Below are 14,896 nucleotides of genomic sequence, written 5' to 3' on the forward strand. Positions count from 1 at the left end.
TGTCATGTTGACTTTAAAATCCATAATTTTTCTCAATCATTTAATTTAAACTATTAGTAACGCTAGATTCAAGTGTACACATGAAGGTTCATAATCACCTTCAAACCGAAGTAGTTGTTAAACCAGTACATAAAGATGCTCGTAAAGTATATAGCTACCGATTCCTATCAGTATTACACCACCGAATATTTCCGCACGCTTGCCCACCATAATACCTAGCACTTTACCTAACATAAAGCCGATTGTTACCATTGTAAAAGTCGCTAATCCGATCGCTGCTGCTGTAACAGTGATATTCACATCAATAAAAGCCAAACCCACACCAACAGCCATTGCATCAATACTTGTTGCAAAAGCGGTAATCGCTAAGACGATGAATGTGTGATGATTAGGTTTTTCCTCAACAGATTCAGTGTCTTTTAAGCCTGTATATATCATATGGATACCGAGTATCACCAGTAATGTAAAGGCTATCCAATGATCCCAAGCAGCGATATATTGGGCTGCGCCGCGACCAATTGCCCAACCAATCAATGGTGTGGTTGCCTCAATGACTCCGAAGATAAGCCCTGTGCGAAGTGCTTCTGAAAGTTTAGGGCTTTTTAATGTCGCGCCTTTACCGATAGCAGCAGCAAATGCATCGGTAGACATGGCAAGCGCGAGAAGCGTGGTAGAAATGATATTCATGAATGGTTTTCTAGTCGGGTCAAGAATAGTGAATGTCATCACGCCCGACTTAATATCGCGTTGACATCCATTAGTCTCGCCAACCGAAAACGGCTACCTGTACCACGACGTTAGTCGATTATGTTGACACAGGTACTTCATATAAGAAGTAGGCTACTCCCCAAGGGTTAACGCAATTCTAACTGAAAATAGAAATTTTTAAAATTGAATTTAAAGCTGACCATCCGCTTTGGGTCGCTTAGTTACTTTTATTGAATTGGAGTGGTTAGGTCAAACGCAGGCAGTTATTAGGTACTTTTAATCTTCACTTTTAAAGCTCTCCTTTGAATTATCTAACTTTACGGCATTTACTGATAATGCTAGACTTTGATGATAATGGTTCTCATTATTGATATTTTTTTCATAAAAAGACAAAGATATTATTAAGTAAACTTGCATCAATACCTCAATCATAAAATTGCCGACTGCATATGCGCATACTAGTTGTAGAAGATAATAAAGATATTCTTTCGCTGATAGTTGATTTCCTTACCTCACAACATCATCAAGTGGACTGTGCTCAGGATGGACTAACGGGATTGCATTTAGCCGTAACTCAACAGTTCGACATAATTGTTCTTGATATTATGTTGCCAGGCTTGGACGGATATCAATTTTGTCAAAAATTACGCGAAGATGCAAAAATCGAAACTCCCATCATCATGCTTACTGCAAGAGATGCTTTAGATGATAAATTAAAAGGCCTTAAGCTAGGGGCTGATGATTATTTGCTCAAGCCATTTGAACTTTCAGAATTAGTTGCCCGGATGGAATCTATCGTTAAGAGGTCAAATAGAATTCAAAAGCTCCTGTTAGTTAATGGACTTAAATACAATCTAGATACTATGGAGGTTTTCCGAGATGCTTCACAGCTTAAAATCAATCCAATCGGTATGAAGTTGCTTGCACTTTTAATGCAACGCAGCCCTTACGTTGTTAAACGTGAGTTTTTGGAGAACGCCTTATGGGGTGAAGATGTTCCAGATAGTGATAGCCTTAAAGCACATATTTACCAATTAAGAGCAATTGTAGATAAGCCATTTAGTTATCCATTAATCCACACTGTACATGGTGTTGGATATCGTATTGCGCAGTTAAATGCATAATCACCCTCTGCGAAATAGAATCGTTATCGCATTTGTATTGATGACCTTTGTTGTAAGCAGCGTATTTTCGTTTGCACTAATCAAAGTTTTTCATTACGTCGAAGAACAGATTATCAGTAGGGAGTTACAGGACAAACTTTCCTACTTTTTATATGAGGATAATGGCAATCAAGATACTAAAATGCAAATGCTGGGCGTCAATATTTATTCATCGAACAGTGAAACCTATCCGATTCCTAAAGAATTTTCACATTTAAAATTCGGCTTTACCGAGATAGTTAAAGATAGTCATGCTTTACATGCTTACAGGCGTTTGTTAAGCGGTAATGACTATTTGGTCATACAAGATCAAACTAATTTAGAGGAGAATGAGCGCGCTTTATTTTATGGTGTAAAAGTTGGCTACGTACTCAGTATTATTACGGCAGCTTTAGTTGGCTGGCTACTTGCGAAAAGACTCACGAATCCACTGGTAAGGCTGACCTCGCAAGTAGGGCAGTTCAACCCAGAAAATCCATCACAAGTTTCATTGGCTCATGAATATGGCAATGATGAAATTGGACACCTTGCTCGGGCATTCGACAAAGCTTTTGGTCAGTTGAACATTGCCCTTAAAAGAGAGCGTCTTTTCACAAGTGATGTAAGTCACGAGCTTCGTACTTCACTCATGGTTGTAGGTGCTGCGAGTACGATATTGCTTCAATCTAATAAGGAAAATAATAAAAATTATCACTATATTGAACGCATAAAAAAAGCAAATAATGATATGACCAAGTTGGTACAAACATTTTTGATTCTTGCGCGATCCAACAAAGAAGAGTCCGAAGTCTCTGAAAAAGTCACTTTATTAACCGCTGCTGAAAAACAAATTCAAATATGGCAAGAAGAATTTAAATCAAAAGGCCTTCAACTGATATTAGAAAAAAAAGTACCAACACCACTTTTATTTAATGCCACATTTCTTGATACTGTTATGACAAATCTTTTGCGCAATGCGTTGCATTACACGAATAGTGGAGTCGTCAAAATTATATTAGAGAAAAATCAGTTTAGCATTCAAGATACAGGGACTGGTATTTCTATTCAAGAACAAGCTTTAATATTTGAACCATTCTACAGAGGTGTTAATACAGAAACGGAAGGGTTGGGACTAGGGCTTTCACTAGTACAGCGAATCTGTAATCACCAAGGTTGGACTGTTGATGTTAAGTCTGTTTCACCACAAGGTAGTATTTTTACAGTCGTTTTAAATCCAATTTCACTTTAATTTTACCTTTTCGATACCTTTTTTTTACTTTGGGTATTGCATTATTACATCTGATAATAATTCTCATTTACTAATTATTATCAGACATATATAAAGTCCAATATTCGCCTGAAACTAGAAGCTTTTATTGGATTTAGGTTAATTTATTTAAGGATTTGAAATGGCCAGTGCTGTAAATCTATTTAAAATTAAACCGCTTGCTTTAGCGGTTTCACTCACCCTTAGTTGGGCTGGTGTTGCTACTGCGGAAACAGTAGAAAGTCCAGATACATTGCCTGAAGTTGTGACTAAAGGTAAAGCCACTCCAGTAACTGAAGGCTATAAAACTAACAAAAGCACAACTGCTACACGTACAGACACATTGTTAAAAGATGTGCCGCAATCGATTACGGTCACAACCAAAGAATTGATGCAAGATCAGGCAGTGCAAAATCTGGGTGATGTTGTACGATACACCCCGGGTGTTGGCGCAGCTCAAGGAGAGGGTAACCGTGAAACATTTATTTTTCGTGGCAATAGTACTACTGGCGATTTCTTTGTAGATGGGATGCGTGACGACACTCAGTATTATCGCGATTTATATAATACTGAGCGTGTAGAGATTCTTAAGGGCCCAAATGGCATGATTTTTGGTCGTGGTGGCGCTGGTGGTGTGATTAATCGAGTAAGTAAGGAAGCATCTTGGGATACAGTACGCCAACTTGGTCTGCAATACGGCTCATACGATCAAAAGCGTGTAACCTTAGACGCAGGAACTGCTATCAATGATGTTGCAGCGATTCGTCTTAATGCTATGTATGAAGATGGTAACAGTTATCGCGACGGTGTTAGCCTGGAACGTAAAGGCATCAATCCAACAATCACAATCAAACCTTCTGAAGATACCAAGGTAGTGTTAGGGGCAGAGTATTTTAAAGATGACCGGATTGCAGATCGCGGCGTATCTTCGTTTCAGGGTCGCCCACTCGATACTAAACGTTCACAATTCTTTGGTGACGCGTCTAATAGCCCGACCAATACAGAAGTAAAAGCATTTAATGCATCGATTGAGCATGCATTTAATGACACTATTAGCATTCGAAATAAAACACGCTACGCTGACTACGACAAGTTCTATCAAAACGTATTTCCAGGCGCAGTAAATGCGGTTGGTACAACCGTTTCTATTTCTGCCTACAACAATGCCACTGAAAGAACTAACTTATTCAATCAAACGGATGCCATTTTTAAAGTCGATACAGGCAATATTAAACATGAGCTGTTGGCGGGGATGGAGTTGGGTCGTCAAAAAACGGATAATTTCCGTAACACAGGTTTTGTTGGTGCAACAACCACTACATCTATCAGTGTGCCGTTAAGTAACCCTACAACAAACTTTCCATTTTCATTTAGGCAAAGTGGTACAGATGCAGACAATCATACTGTAACGGATATCACAGCGTTTTATTTGCAAGATCAAATTAAGTTCACGCCACAGTGGGAAGCTGTAATTGGCGCGCGTCACGACCGCTTCGAAACAGATTTTACGAATTATCGACAACCAATCGGTAATGCGAGTCGTAATATTGAAGTGACGGATAATTTATTCTCACCGCGCGCAGGCTTAATCTATAAGCCGATTGAACCTGTATCCGTTTATACAAGTTACAGTGTATCTTATGTTCCGCGTGCCGGTGATCAACTCGCCAGCTTAACCCCTACCAATAAAGCATTCGATCCAGAAAAATTCAAAAATCTGGAACTAGGTGTGAAATGGGATTACAGCCCGGATTTAGCTTTAACGGCTGCTATCTATAAATTAGAGCGTGAGAACCTTGCGATTACTGACCCAAACAATCCAGCAGGTCCGCAAATTTTGACTGATGGTCAAGAGTCTAAAGGATTTGAGTTTGGTGTGAACGGCAAAATAACTTCAAAGTGGAGTGTAGCGGGCGGTTATGCATATCAAGATGCTGAATTTACTAAACGCCAGGGTAATGCTAATCCAGCAAATGTTATTGAAAAAGGTACGAATGTAGCACAAGTGCCTAAACATACTTTCTCATTGTGGAATCGCTATGACTTTAACGAAACTTGGGGGGCTGCAATTGGTGTCATTACACGTTCAGATATGTATGCTGCAACGCCAGTTGTTGGTAGTGCTACTGTAGCAAGCAGTGTAAAACTACCAGGTTACACACGTATTGATGCTGCTGTGTTTGCAAAAATCAATAATAATTTAAGAGCTCAGTTGAATATTGAAAATCTGTTTGATAAAGACTATTACTTATATGCCAATAGTAATAACAACATCACTCCAGGATCTCCAGTTGCCGGTAGACTTTCTTTGATTGCAGACTTTTAAACCAATAGCGACTGCTTATATATTCAAAGTCAATGGTCAAGCCAGCAAAGTAGCAATACTGTAATAGCAAGCCAGGCCACCCATATACCTACAAGCACAAAGTGTTTGTAGGTTTTTTTAGTACTTTATTCCAACTTCATTAATTGGCTAAACCCTATTAATGTAAATCAACTAATCCCAGTAGTTATCTTTGAAATTGAGAAATCAGTTTCTAGCACGGTAGGGCGTACCCGTTTACGGTCCGCCGCATATTGCGATACATCATTCGGCGGACTGCTTTGCGAGTCCACTCTATACGGGAAGCAAAGTTTATAGGCATATTTCTTTGCTATCAATGGACATCGTGTAGATAGGCTAGTTTTCTTTTCTCAGCCTTTTATTTTGAGTCTAAAATAGTAAATGCCGTAACGGCTTTTCCATAGATACGAGGGTAGTTTCAATGTACAATGAATCACCCAAATGGATCACTAGTAAAAAATAGATTTATATTGCGTGTAACCGATTGAACTATATAAATAACTTTATATTTTTGGTGCCCAGAAGAGGACTCGAACCTCCACATCTTTCGATACAGGTATCTGAAACCTGCGCGTCTACCAATTCCGCCATCTGGGCATATTCAACTAATCATGAATAATGCGCCGAATTTTATAGGAAGCAACTAACTTGTCAATTAAAAAAAACGATACTGCCAACAAAAATAAGACCAGCAATCGTGGTAACGACCCATATGCGAGCCGTGAGGCAGCGCAGTATGAAACGCCATTACCAAGCCGCGAATTAATACTGCAAGTATTATCCGACCAAGGCGTGCCACTCAGCAATGAGCAAATTTATATCTTGCTGGATATTGATGATAGCGAGCGTGATAATTTTAATAGGCGCTTGAATGCGATGGAGCGTGAAGGTCAAATTATGCGCAATCGCAAAGGTACGCTGTGCTTAGCTGAAAAAATCCATCTGATTGCGGGTACTGTACTTGGACATCCTGATGGCTTTGGGTTCTTAGTACCAGATGATAAAGCCAAGCATCCGGAGGATCTGTTTTTAGGTCCGCGTGAGATGGCGCAGGTGATGCATGGTGATCGCGCGATGGTGCGCATGGCTGGTTTAGATAGGAAAGGTCGGCCAGAAGGTAAGATTGTTGAAGTGCTGGAGCGTAGTACTAAAACCTTGGTAGGCCGCATCGTACGTGGCACAGGCGTGACGATTGTAGCAGCTGAAGATAAGCGCATTAATCAGGATATCCTGATTCCTTATCATTTAGACATGGGCGCAAAACCTGGTCAGGTGGTGATGGTAGAGTTGACGGAACAGCCAAGTTCACACGCGCATCCGATGGGTAAAGTAGTGCAGATTTTGGGTAACTATGCAGACAGTGGTATGGAAATCGAAATTGCGTTAAGAAAACACAATCTTCCGCATGAGTTTTCTCCGGCCGCACTTAGTCAAGCAGAAGGCATTCCTAAAGTAGTGCAAGCCGCTGATTACAAAGACCGTATTGATTTACGCGAGTTAGCTTTAATCACAATTGATGGCGAAACGGCACGTGATTTTGATGATGCAGTATTTGCTGAGCCATTGAATACCGATAAACCAAACTTAGGTTGGCGTTTAGTCGTCGCAATTGCCGATGTGAGTTTTTACGTTAAGCCTGATGACGCGCTGGACAAAGATGCATTTGAGCGCGGCAATTCGGTGTATTTCCCGCGTCGAGTGATTCCCATGTTGCCGGAAGCACTGTCAAACGGATTATGTTCGCTTAACCCAGACGTTGAGCGATTATGCATGATTTGCGACATGCAGGTTGATGCGAATGGCATCGTACAGAAATATCAGTTTTATCCTTCAGTCATGTGCTCAAAAGCGCGTATGACTTACACAAAAGTCGCAGACATGCTGCAAAACCCAGACGGAGATACGGCTAAAGAATACAGCCATATCATGCCGCACGTGCAGAATCTATATAGCTTATTTAAGTTAATGCTGAATCAACGTGAGAAACGCGGTGCGATTGAGTTTGAATCCACTGAAACCATGATGATTTTTGATGACAATGGAAAAATTGAACGTATTGTGCCTACTGGCCGCAATGATGCGCATAAATTGATTGAAGAATGTATGCTGGCCGCAAATGTATGTGCAGCTGATTTTTTACACAAAAATGAACAGGCTGCACTTTATCGTATTCATGAAGGACCAACGCCAGAAAAATTAGAGGCCTTGCGCATATTTATGGGCGAAGTGGGTTTTGGTGTAGGTGGCGGTGATAAACCGCATGCCAAAGATTATGGCAAGCTGATGAATCAGATTAAAGAGCGACCTGACGCACAATTACTGCAAACGGTATTGTTAAGATCCATGCAGCAAGCGGTTTACAGCCCCGATAATGTCGGTCATTTTGGCCTGGCGTATGAAGCTTATGCGCATTTCACTTCACCAATACGCCGTTATCCTGACTTGCTGATTCATCGTGCGATTAAAGCGGTAGTTAAAGGTGAAAAATACAAAGCGAAAGATTGGAGTCAGCTGGGTATTCACTGCTCAATGACTGAACGCCGCGCAGATGATGCCACGCGCGACGTGACCAACTGGCTAAAATGCTATTACATGCAAGATAAGATCGGTGAGATATACGAAGGCACTGTGGCGGGTGTAACCAGTTTTGGCCTGTTTGTGGCGTTGGACGGTGTATATGTAGAAGGTTTAGTGCATGTGACTGAACTGGGTAATGATTATTTTAATTACGATAAAGCGCGCCATGAAATGCTAGGTGAACGTACGGGTGCACGATACAGGTTGGGTGACAGGTTAACTGTGAAGGTTGCGCGCGTGGATTTAGAAACCACTAAAATTGATTTTACCTTGGTGACAGGTAATGGGAACAGTGGCGCGGGTAAAACCGCTAATCCAATAACAACGGATAACAAAAGTTATCAAAACACAGGTGTTAACAAACCTTTGAGTGTAAAAAAATCTAAAGCGGCAGATGACTTTAAAAGCGATTTTAAACCGATGAGCACGCGCGCACTTGAAAAAGCGAAAAAAGACCGTTCCGGTGCGAAAAAATCAGTTAAAGCACCGGTTAAGTCTGGGTCTAAGTCTGCATCGAAGTCAGCGTCAAAATCAACTTCAAAAACAGTTTCCAAGAATAGAAATACAAAAAATAAAGGTAAAAGATAGTAATGTCAGATTCACGTATTTTATTTGGCTTTCACGCCGTTTTAAGCCGTATGCGCCAGCATGCGACCAGTATCGAAGAGATTTTAATTGATCGCGACCGTATCGATGCGCGCATGAAAGATCTGCTGAAAATGGCAGAAGCGTCCAATGTGCGCACCATGCAGGTTGATCGCAATCGCCTCGATGGCTTGGCTGGTATGAATGGTCGTCACCAAGGAGTGATTGCACGCGTAGTAGATACGCCTATTCCTTACAAGGATATTCACGATATTTTAGAATCAGATTTAACCGAGCCGCCATTTTTCCTGGTGCTGGATGGTGTAGAAGACCCGCACAATTTGGGTGCATGTTTGCGCGTGGCTGACGCAATGGGCGTACACGCCGTTATCGCACCTAAAGACCGTGCCGTTGGTTTAAATGCTACAGTGCGTAAAGTAGCCTGTGGCGCGGCAGAAACAGTGCCTTTTATTGCTGTGACTAATCTTGCACGTACTTTGCGAGAGTTGAAAGATGCTGGGGTGTTTATCGTAGGTACTGCAATGGAGGCACCGAAGGGCATGGACGCACCAAGTAGTTTGCTTGACGTTAAATTAGATGGCCCAATTGCTTTGGTTTTAGGTGCAGAAGGTGATGGTATTCGCCGCTTGACGGCTGAGACTTGTGATGCATTAGTGACTATTCCGATGTTTGGTAGCGTGGAAAGTCTTAATGTCAGTGTGGCAAGTGGAATCTGTTTATATGAGGTGCGGCGTCAACGTAGTCTGAAGTAACGATTCACATGAATACAGCTTAAGCTTAATTGAGTTTAAGCGTATTCAATGTACGTTTGCGCACTGTTTTCAATAAGTCTGCATTTTCAATTAAAGACTCTCCATAACTGGGCACCAGTTGTTTTATCTTTTGTTGCCAGTTGGCCGTTTTTAATTGAGTAGAAAAACAACGCTCAAGTATGTCAATCATAGCTTGCACGCTTATAGAGGCGCCAGGTGATGCGCCTAATAAGGCCGCAAGCGAGCCATCTTGGGTAGCAACAATTTCAGTGCCAAACTCCAATTTACCCATTTTTTCATTACATTTTTTGATAATTTGCACACGTTGACCAGCATTGGCGAGTTGCCAGTCTTCTGATTTTGCTTGGGGCAGAAATTCACGTAAGGCCTGCATGCGTTGTGCGTGCGTTTGAAACACTTCGCCCACCAAGTATTTCGTCAGGTCAATATTGTGTTTGCCTGCACCCAGCATGGCTTTTAGATTATTCGGTTTAACCGATTTAGCTAAATCCAGTACAGAACCTTGTTTGAGGAATTTGGTGGTAAAGCCCGCAAATGGGCCGAATAGTAGTGCTGATTTACCGTTAATCGTGCGTGTATCTAAATGTGGCACAGACATTGGCGGTGCACCTACTGGCGCTTTGCCGTAGACTTTTACTTGGTGCTGCTTAATTACTTCTGGGTTATTACATATCAGCCATTGCCCGCTAACAGGGAATCCGCCATAGCCTGCGCTTTCAGGAATATTTGCTTTTTGTAATAAAGGTAACGCGCCGCCGCCAGCGCCTAAAAATACAAATTTTGCATGAATGGTTTGCGAATGTTTAGACGATTTGTTTTGTATGGCTACATGCCAATTACTATTAATTTTTTTCAGTTTTTTAACGCGACTATTATTCAGAAAATTAAAGTTAGTCGCAGTCTTTAGTTTTGTGACCATATGACGCGTCAGCGCACCAAAATCCACATCAGAACCGTGAGCAACATAAGTTGCAGCTAGTTTCTCATTAGTCTTTCGGTTCGCCATCATCAGTGGCATCCAGGTATTTAATTGGTGTTTATCCTCGCTGTATTGCATGTCAGCAAATAAATGATGCTGACTTAATAAGGTAAAGCGATTTTTTAAAAAATTGACGTTTTCATCACCTGCAACAAAACTCAAATGTGGTGTTTTATTGATGAATTGTGTGGGCGAGGGTAGTGCGTTATTCTCAACTAAGTATGACCAAAACTGTAGCGAAATCTCAAACGCTGCATTGATTTCCAGCGCGCGTTTAATGGCAATGGATCTATCGGCAGCTTGAGGAGTGTAATTCAGCTCGCAATATCCAGCATGGCCCGTTCCGGCGTTATTGAGCGCGCCAGAGCTTTCCAGCGCTACATCGTCAAGCTGCTCTACCATCGTCATACTGAGAGATGGATCAAGTTGTTGCAATAAAGTAGCCAAGGTCGCGCTCATAATGCCGCCACCCACTAGCAAAATATCTGTTTCTACTGACTTCATAAATAACTATTGATAGTTTTAGGCAAAATTACGGTTAGAAATATGGTTAAAACCAGCTATTAACGGCAAAAAAGCCAGAAAAACTGGCTTTTGAATTAAATAGTTTAAACTAATAAGTACGTCTTTTAGGTGGGCTGTAAGCCTGTTTTGATTCAATATGCCTAAATGTAATGCGACCATTATTAATATCGTAAGGTGACAGTTCCAGCACCACTTTATCGCCAGCCAAAATGCGAATATGGTTTTTACGCATTTTACCGCCCGTGTAAGCGATTAGTTTGTGACCATTTTCCAAAGTCACGCGATAACGCGAATCAGGTAGAATTTCATCTACCACGCCGTTCATTTCAATTAATTCTTCTTTAGCCAAATATACGCTCCAATACAATTTGCAATCAACATTTAAGACCCATATGAAGCATTAGATGTACTTGCAAATTTTGGGAATAGTGGTGAAATAACAACAAAACACATGCGCCATCACCACTGTAACGCACGCGCAGTATAGTCTTGCCTGACTAAATTAGCAATAAAAATGGCCAAATAATCAACCAAATAAACTAAATGGCACATTAATATCAGTGTAATGTTTTTATACGTACCGAAAAATAGTTTGAAATAATGCTTGACAGAATCTCAACATGTACGTAAAAAGCACTCTAGGCGTTTGAATTTTTAAATTGTTGAGTTTTCGAAACTAGTAATATTTTAAAAACCCAAACTTTTAGGGTGCCTCCCTTTTTAAAGTATGAAAGTAAGATTATGGCAACAGGTATTGTAAAATGGTTTAATGACTCTAAAGGCTTCGGCTTTATTACTCCAGATGCAGGCGGTGATGATTTATTCGCTCACTTCTCAGCAATCGTAGATAGTGGCTACAAAAGCTTGAAAGAAAATGATCGCGTTAGCTTTGACGTGACTGATGGACCAAAAGGCAAACAAGCCTCAAACATCCAAAAAGCTTAAGTAAACTAGTTTACTTATAGCCTTTAAAAGACCCGTAAGGGTCTTTTTTTATATCGGCAATCATTGCAGCAGCCATTGGGAAATGATTGATAGGTTATTTGATGTAATATTTAAAGATATTTAATCATGCCTGAAAATAAGCTAACGAAGCTTAAGTTTTAAAATGATCAGTTTTAAATGGTTTTTTGTACTTTTTCATTGATTTCCACTTGTTCTAGCGCCAATAGCACCTTCAGGTCTTGCCGTCCTTTTTCCGCTAAACTCACTATCGCGCTCATGTCGTTTCTGATTTTACGAGTGGCTTCAAGTTGTTCTAAGTCATGTTTTTCAAAGTGGTTGATAATTTTTGTTGCAGCACTTGCGGGCTCGCCTATGGCTATTAGCGCCTGTTTGGCGGCGATTAGCGAAGAATAAAAAGTTTCACGTATTGGATCAAATCCTACATCACGCAAATCAAATGCATCGGTTCTACTGCGTGCTCTAATCACCACTGCTACATTGGGCCAACGTTCTTTTACCAATTTTGCAATTTCGAGCGTTGCAATTGGGTCATCAATAGAGACCACAAGTAGTTTTGCGGAGGCTATGCCGGCTTCTTCTAATAAGTCTAATCTGGATGCGTCACCATAATAGCAACGCCAGCCAAACTCGCGCATTAAGTCGATTTGATTGGGATCGTTGTCTATTATCGTTGCGGTAACGCCTTTGGCAAGTAGCACTCGGCCAACGATCTGTCCGAAACGGCCAAACCCTGCAATGATGACGCCATTATTTTCATCAATGCTGTCTTTTGGCCTCTCGCTGCATTGCAAGCTTAGAAAACGGTCGTAAAGCAATAGCAGCAGGGGTGTAAGCAACATAGATACCGCAACGATCGCATTAAGAATGTTGTAGGTTTCTCGCGGGATGGTATTTTGCGTCAGTGCAACACCAAAAATCACAAAGGCAAATTCACCTATTTGAGAAAGTGCGATGGCAAATAATAGCGAATCCTTAAAATTGAGCTTAAATAATCGACCTAGCCCAATCAGAATAGCCATTTTAGTTATTACTATTAATAATGCAAATCCGAAAATAATTAGGGGAGAATTGGCGAGTAATGACATGTCAACGGACATGCCGACAGCAATAAAAAATAGACCGAGCAATAGACCTTTTACGGGCTCAATATCCAATCTTAGTTCATAGCGGTATTCTGAATCTGCTAGCAAAACGCCAGCGAGAAACGTGCCAAGCGCCATTGAAAGTCCAACGGATTGCATGGCAAGCGCAACGCCAATAACGAGTAATAATGAGAATGCGACAAAAATTTCACGAACGCCTGTTTGAGCCACGATGCGCATAATGGGTCTTAATAGCGTTTGGCTAGCAAAAATGATGGCTGCAATCATCGCAATGGCTTTTGCGATTGCCCATATATCGAAATCGGATTGCGCAGCACTCGGCGCAATGAATGCCAGAATCATGAATAATGGAATGACAGATAAATCTTGAAATAGAAGCGTTGCGAATGATGCTTGTCCGCCAGGAGTAGCCAGTTGCTTTTTTTCTGTGAGCGAAGTTAAACCAATGGCGGTTGAGGACATCGCGACACCCATACCAATCACGATCGCAACAGGCCAGCTTAAATTCATCATATGAGTGACAATGGTCACTAACGCCACTGTGCTAACAACTTGCAAGCCACCTAATCCGAATAAAATCTTGCGCAACTCCCATACCTTTTTGGACTCTAATTCTAAACCGATCAGAAATAACATCAGCACCACACCAAACTCAGCAAAGTGAAGCACATGTTCGGGATCAGAGATGAGCTTAAGTGCGTAAGGGCCGATTAATATGCCGGCTAGTAAATATCCTAGAACGGAGCCTAGGCCGAGACGCTTGAATATAGGTACGATTAGAATAGCGGATGAAAGGTATATGACCGCTTGAACCAGAAAATTTGACGAATCCATGTGTGCCTAAAAAGTAATAATGTTTTAATATGAATGAGCGATTATATCGATATAGCCTACGCTATAAATAGTAGCAGCCTGATTGTAAGTGGGTTGAAATAAATGATTTTGAGGGTTAAGTTTTTATTTTCTGTGGTAATAATGAGGTAAATGATGAAAAAAATTAAAAGTATTCACACTCATAATGGTGAGCATTGGGTTGGCGATGGTTTTCCGGTTAAGAATATTTTTTCTTATAGCAATCAGGCGTTAATGCAAGATTTGAGTCCATTTCTATTGCTTGATCATGCTGGCCCGGCAACTTTTACGCCAACAGAAAAAAGGCGCGGTGTGGGACAACATCCGCATCGCGGTTTTGAGACGGTGACCATTGTGTATGAGGGTGAGCTTGAACATCAGGACTCTGCTGGTAATGGCGGCAAAATTGGTGCTGGTGATGTACAGTGGATGACGGCGGCGGCGGGTATCCTGCATGAAGAATATCACTCACAAAGGTTTGCGAAAGAGGGTGGGATTTTGCATATGGCACAACTGTGGGTGAATTTGCCAGCTAAAGATAAATTAGCAGAACCGAGATATCAAACAGTTTTAAATGCATCCATTCCTAGTATTAAGTTAGCCAATGACAGTGGAGCTTTGCGTATCATTGCCGGTGAATATCAGGGTGAAAAAGGACCATCAAAAACCTTTACGCCAATGAATGTGTGGGATATTCAATTAAATGCAGGGAAAACATTAGATTTGGAGCTTCCCGAAGGGCAGACTGCGGCTTTGGTCGTTTTACAAGGGACCGTTAAGATAAATGACACGGATAGTGTCAGCGAAAATAAATTTGTGATTTTTGAGCGTGAGGCTGGCACGATTAAATTGGCGGCAGACGCAGATTCTATTATCTTATTTTTAGGTGGTGCACCATTAAACGAACCTGTAGTGGCCTATGGGCCATTTGTCATGAATACGCAGGGTGAAATAAAACAGGCCGTTAGTGATTATCAGCAAGGTTTATTTGGTTAATATTTTCATGCCGAATTTTAACTTTCGGCTAAAATAGCCATATGTTACGTATTCTTGC

The 14,896-nt window shown here is 41.1% G+C and carries 11 protein-coding genes, 1 tRNA gene and 1 riboswitch; of the genes, 7 read left to right on the forward strand and 5 right to left on the reverse strand.

Translation table 11 applies throughout. The features are described from left to right. Positions 1–117: 117 nt before the first annotated feature. The gene (mntP, locus tag K370_RS01705) at positions 118–687 is read right to left on the reverse strand and encodes a manganese efflux pump MntP (RefSeq protein ID WP_047537461.1); all 570 of its coding nucleotides are present in this window, start codon (positions 685–687) and stop codon (positions 118–120) included. 9 nt (positions 688–696) lie between these two features. Further along, positions 697–854, reverse strand: a riboswitch (yybP-ykoY riboswitch). Between the two features lie 303 nt (positions 855–1,157). Here mntP and K370_RS01710 point away from each other — a divergent pair. From K370_RS01710 to K370_RS01720, 3 genes are all read left to right on the forward strand, one after another. Then, complete coding sequence (locus K370_RS01710; RefSeq protein ID WP_047537464.1) at positions 1,158–1,832, forward strand: response regulator transcription factor; 675 nt, start codon at positions 1,158–1,160, stop codon at positions 1,830–1,832. After that, positions 1,825–3,099 (forward strand): sensor histidine kinase, encoded by a 1,275-nt coding sequence (locus K370_RS01715; RefSeq protein WP_047537467.1) that lies wholly within the window; start codon positions 1,825–1,827, stop codon positions 3,097–3,099. Before K370_RS01710 ends, K370_RS01715 begins: the two co-directional genes overlap by 8 nt. A 160-nt stretch (positions 3,100–3,259) precedes the next feature. Beyond that, positions 3,260–5,443: a TonB-dependent receptor gene (locus K370_RS01720; RefSeq protein WP_047537470.1), complete on the forward strand. Its 2,184-nt coding sequence runs from the start codon at positions 3,260–3,262 to the stop codon at positions 5,441–5,443. Positions 5,444–5,973: 530 nt separating this feature from the next. On the opposite strand, the gene K370_RS01725 is transcribed toward K370_RS01720, so the two are convergent. Continuing rightward, a tRNA-Leu gene (locus tag K370_RS01725) sits at positions 5,974–6,058 on the reverse strand. Positions 6,059–6,109: 51 nt separating this feature from the next. Here K370_RS01725 and rnr point away from each other — a divergent pair. Further along, entirely contained in the window at positions 6,110–8,626 is a 2,517-nt protein-coding gene (gene rnr / locus K370_RS01730) for a ribonuclease R (RefSeq protein WP_081977136.1), read from the forward strand. 2 nt (positions 8,627–8,628) lie between these two features. Continuing rightward, a complete protein-coding gene (rlmB, locus tag K370_RS01735) occupies positions 8,629–9,396 on the forward strand; it encodes a 23S rRNA (guanosine(2251)-2'-O)-methyltransferase RlmB (protein WP_047537473.1) in 768 nt (255 codons plus the stop codon). A gap of 25 nt (positions 9,397–9,421) precedes the next feature. Here the strand turns inward: rlmB and mqo are convergent, their stop codons facing one another. Together mqo and infA are read right to left on the reverse strand one after the other, a co-directional pair. Next, the gene (gene mqo, locus K370_RS01740) at positions 9,422–10,900 is read right to left on the reverse strand and encodes a malate dehydrogenase (quinone) (protein ID WP_047537476.1); all 1,479 of its coding nucleotides are present in this window, start codon (positions 10,898–10,900) and stop codon (positions 9,422–9,424) included. A 109-nt stretch (positions 10,901–11,009) separates the two neighbouring features. After that, entirely contained in the window at positions 11,010–11,270 is a 261-nt protein-coding gene (gene infA / locus K370_RS01745; protein ID WP_020168482.1) for a translation initiation factor IF-1, read from the reverse strand. Between the two features lie 392 nt (positions 11,271–11,662). On the opposite strand from infA, the gene K370_RS01750 reads away from it, so the two are divergent. Continuing rightward, positions 11,663–11,866 carry a cold-shock protein gene (locus K370_RS01750; protein ID WP_020168481.1) on the forward strand — a complete coding sequence of 68 codons (204 nt, stop codon included), beginning with the start codon at positions 11,663–11,665 and terminating at the stop codon, positions 11,864–11,866. Positions 11,867–12,039: 173 nt separating this feature from the next. Here K370_RS01750 and K370_RS01755 read toward each other — a convergent pair whose 3' ends face one another. Beyond that, a complete protein-coding gene (locus K370_RS01755; RefSeq protein ID WP_047537479.1) occupies positions 12,040–13,824 on the reverse strand; it encodes a monovalent cation:proton antiporter-2 (CPA2) family protein in 1,785 nt (594 codons plus the stop codon). Between the two features lie 153 nt (positions 13,825–13,977). Here K370_RS01755 and K370_RS01760 point away from each other — a divergent pair, with 153 nt between their 5' ends. Then, positions 13,978–14,838 (forward strand): pirin family protein, encoded by an 861-nt coding sequence (locus K370_RS01760; RefSeq protein WP_047537482.1) that lies wholly within the window; start codon positions 13,978–13,980, stop codon positions 14,836–14,838. Positions 14,839–14,896: the final 58 nt, after the last annotated feature.

Origin of the sequence: Methylotenera versatilis 7 (assembly GCF_000799165.1) — a bacterium.
In the GTDB taxonomy this organism is placed as follows: Bacteria; Pseudomonadota; Gammaproteobacteria; order Burkholderiales; family Methylophilaceae; genus Methylotenera_A; species Methylotenera_A versatilis_A.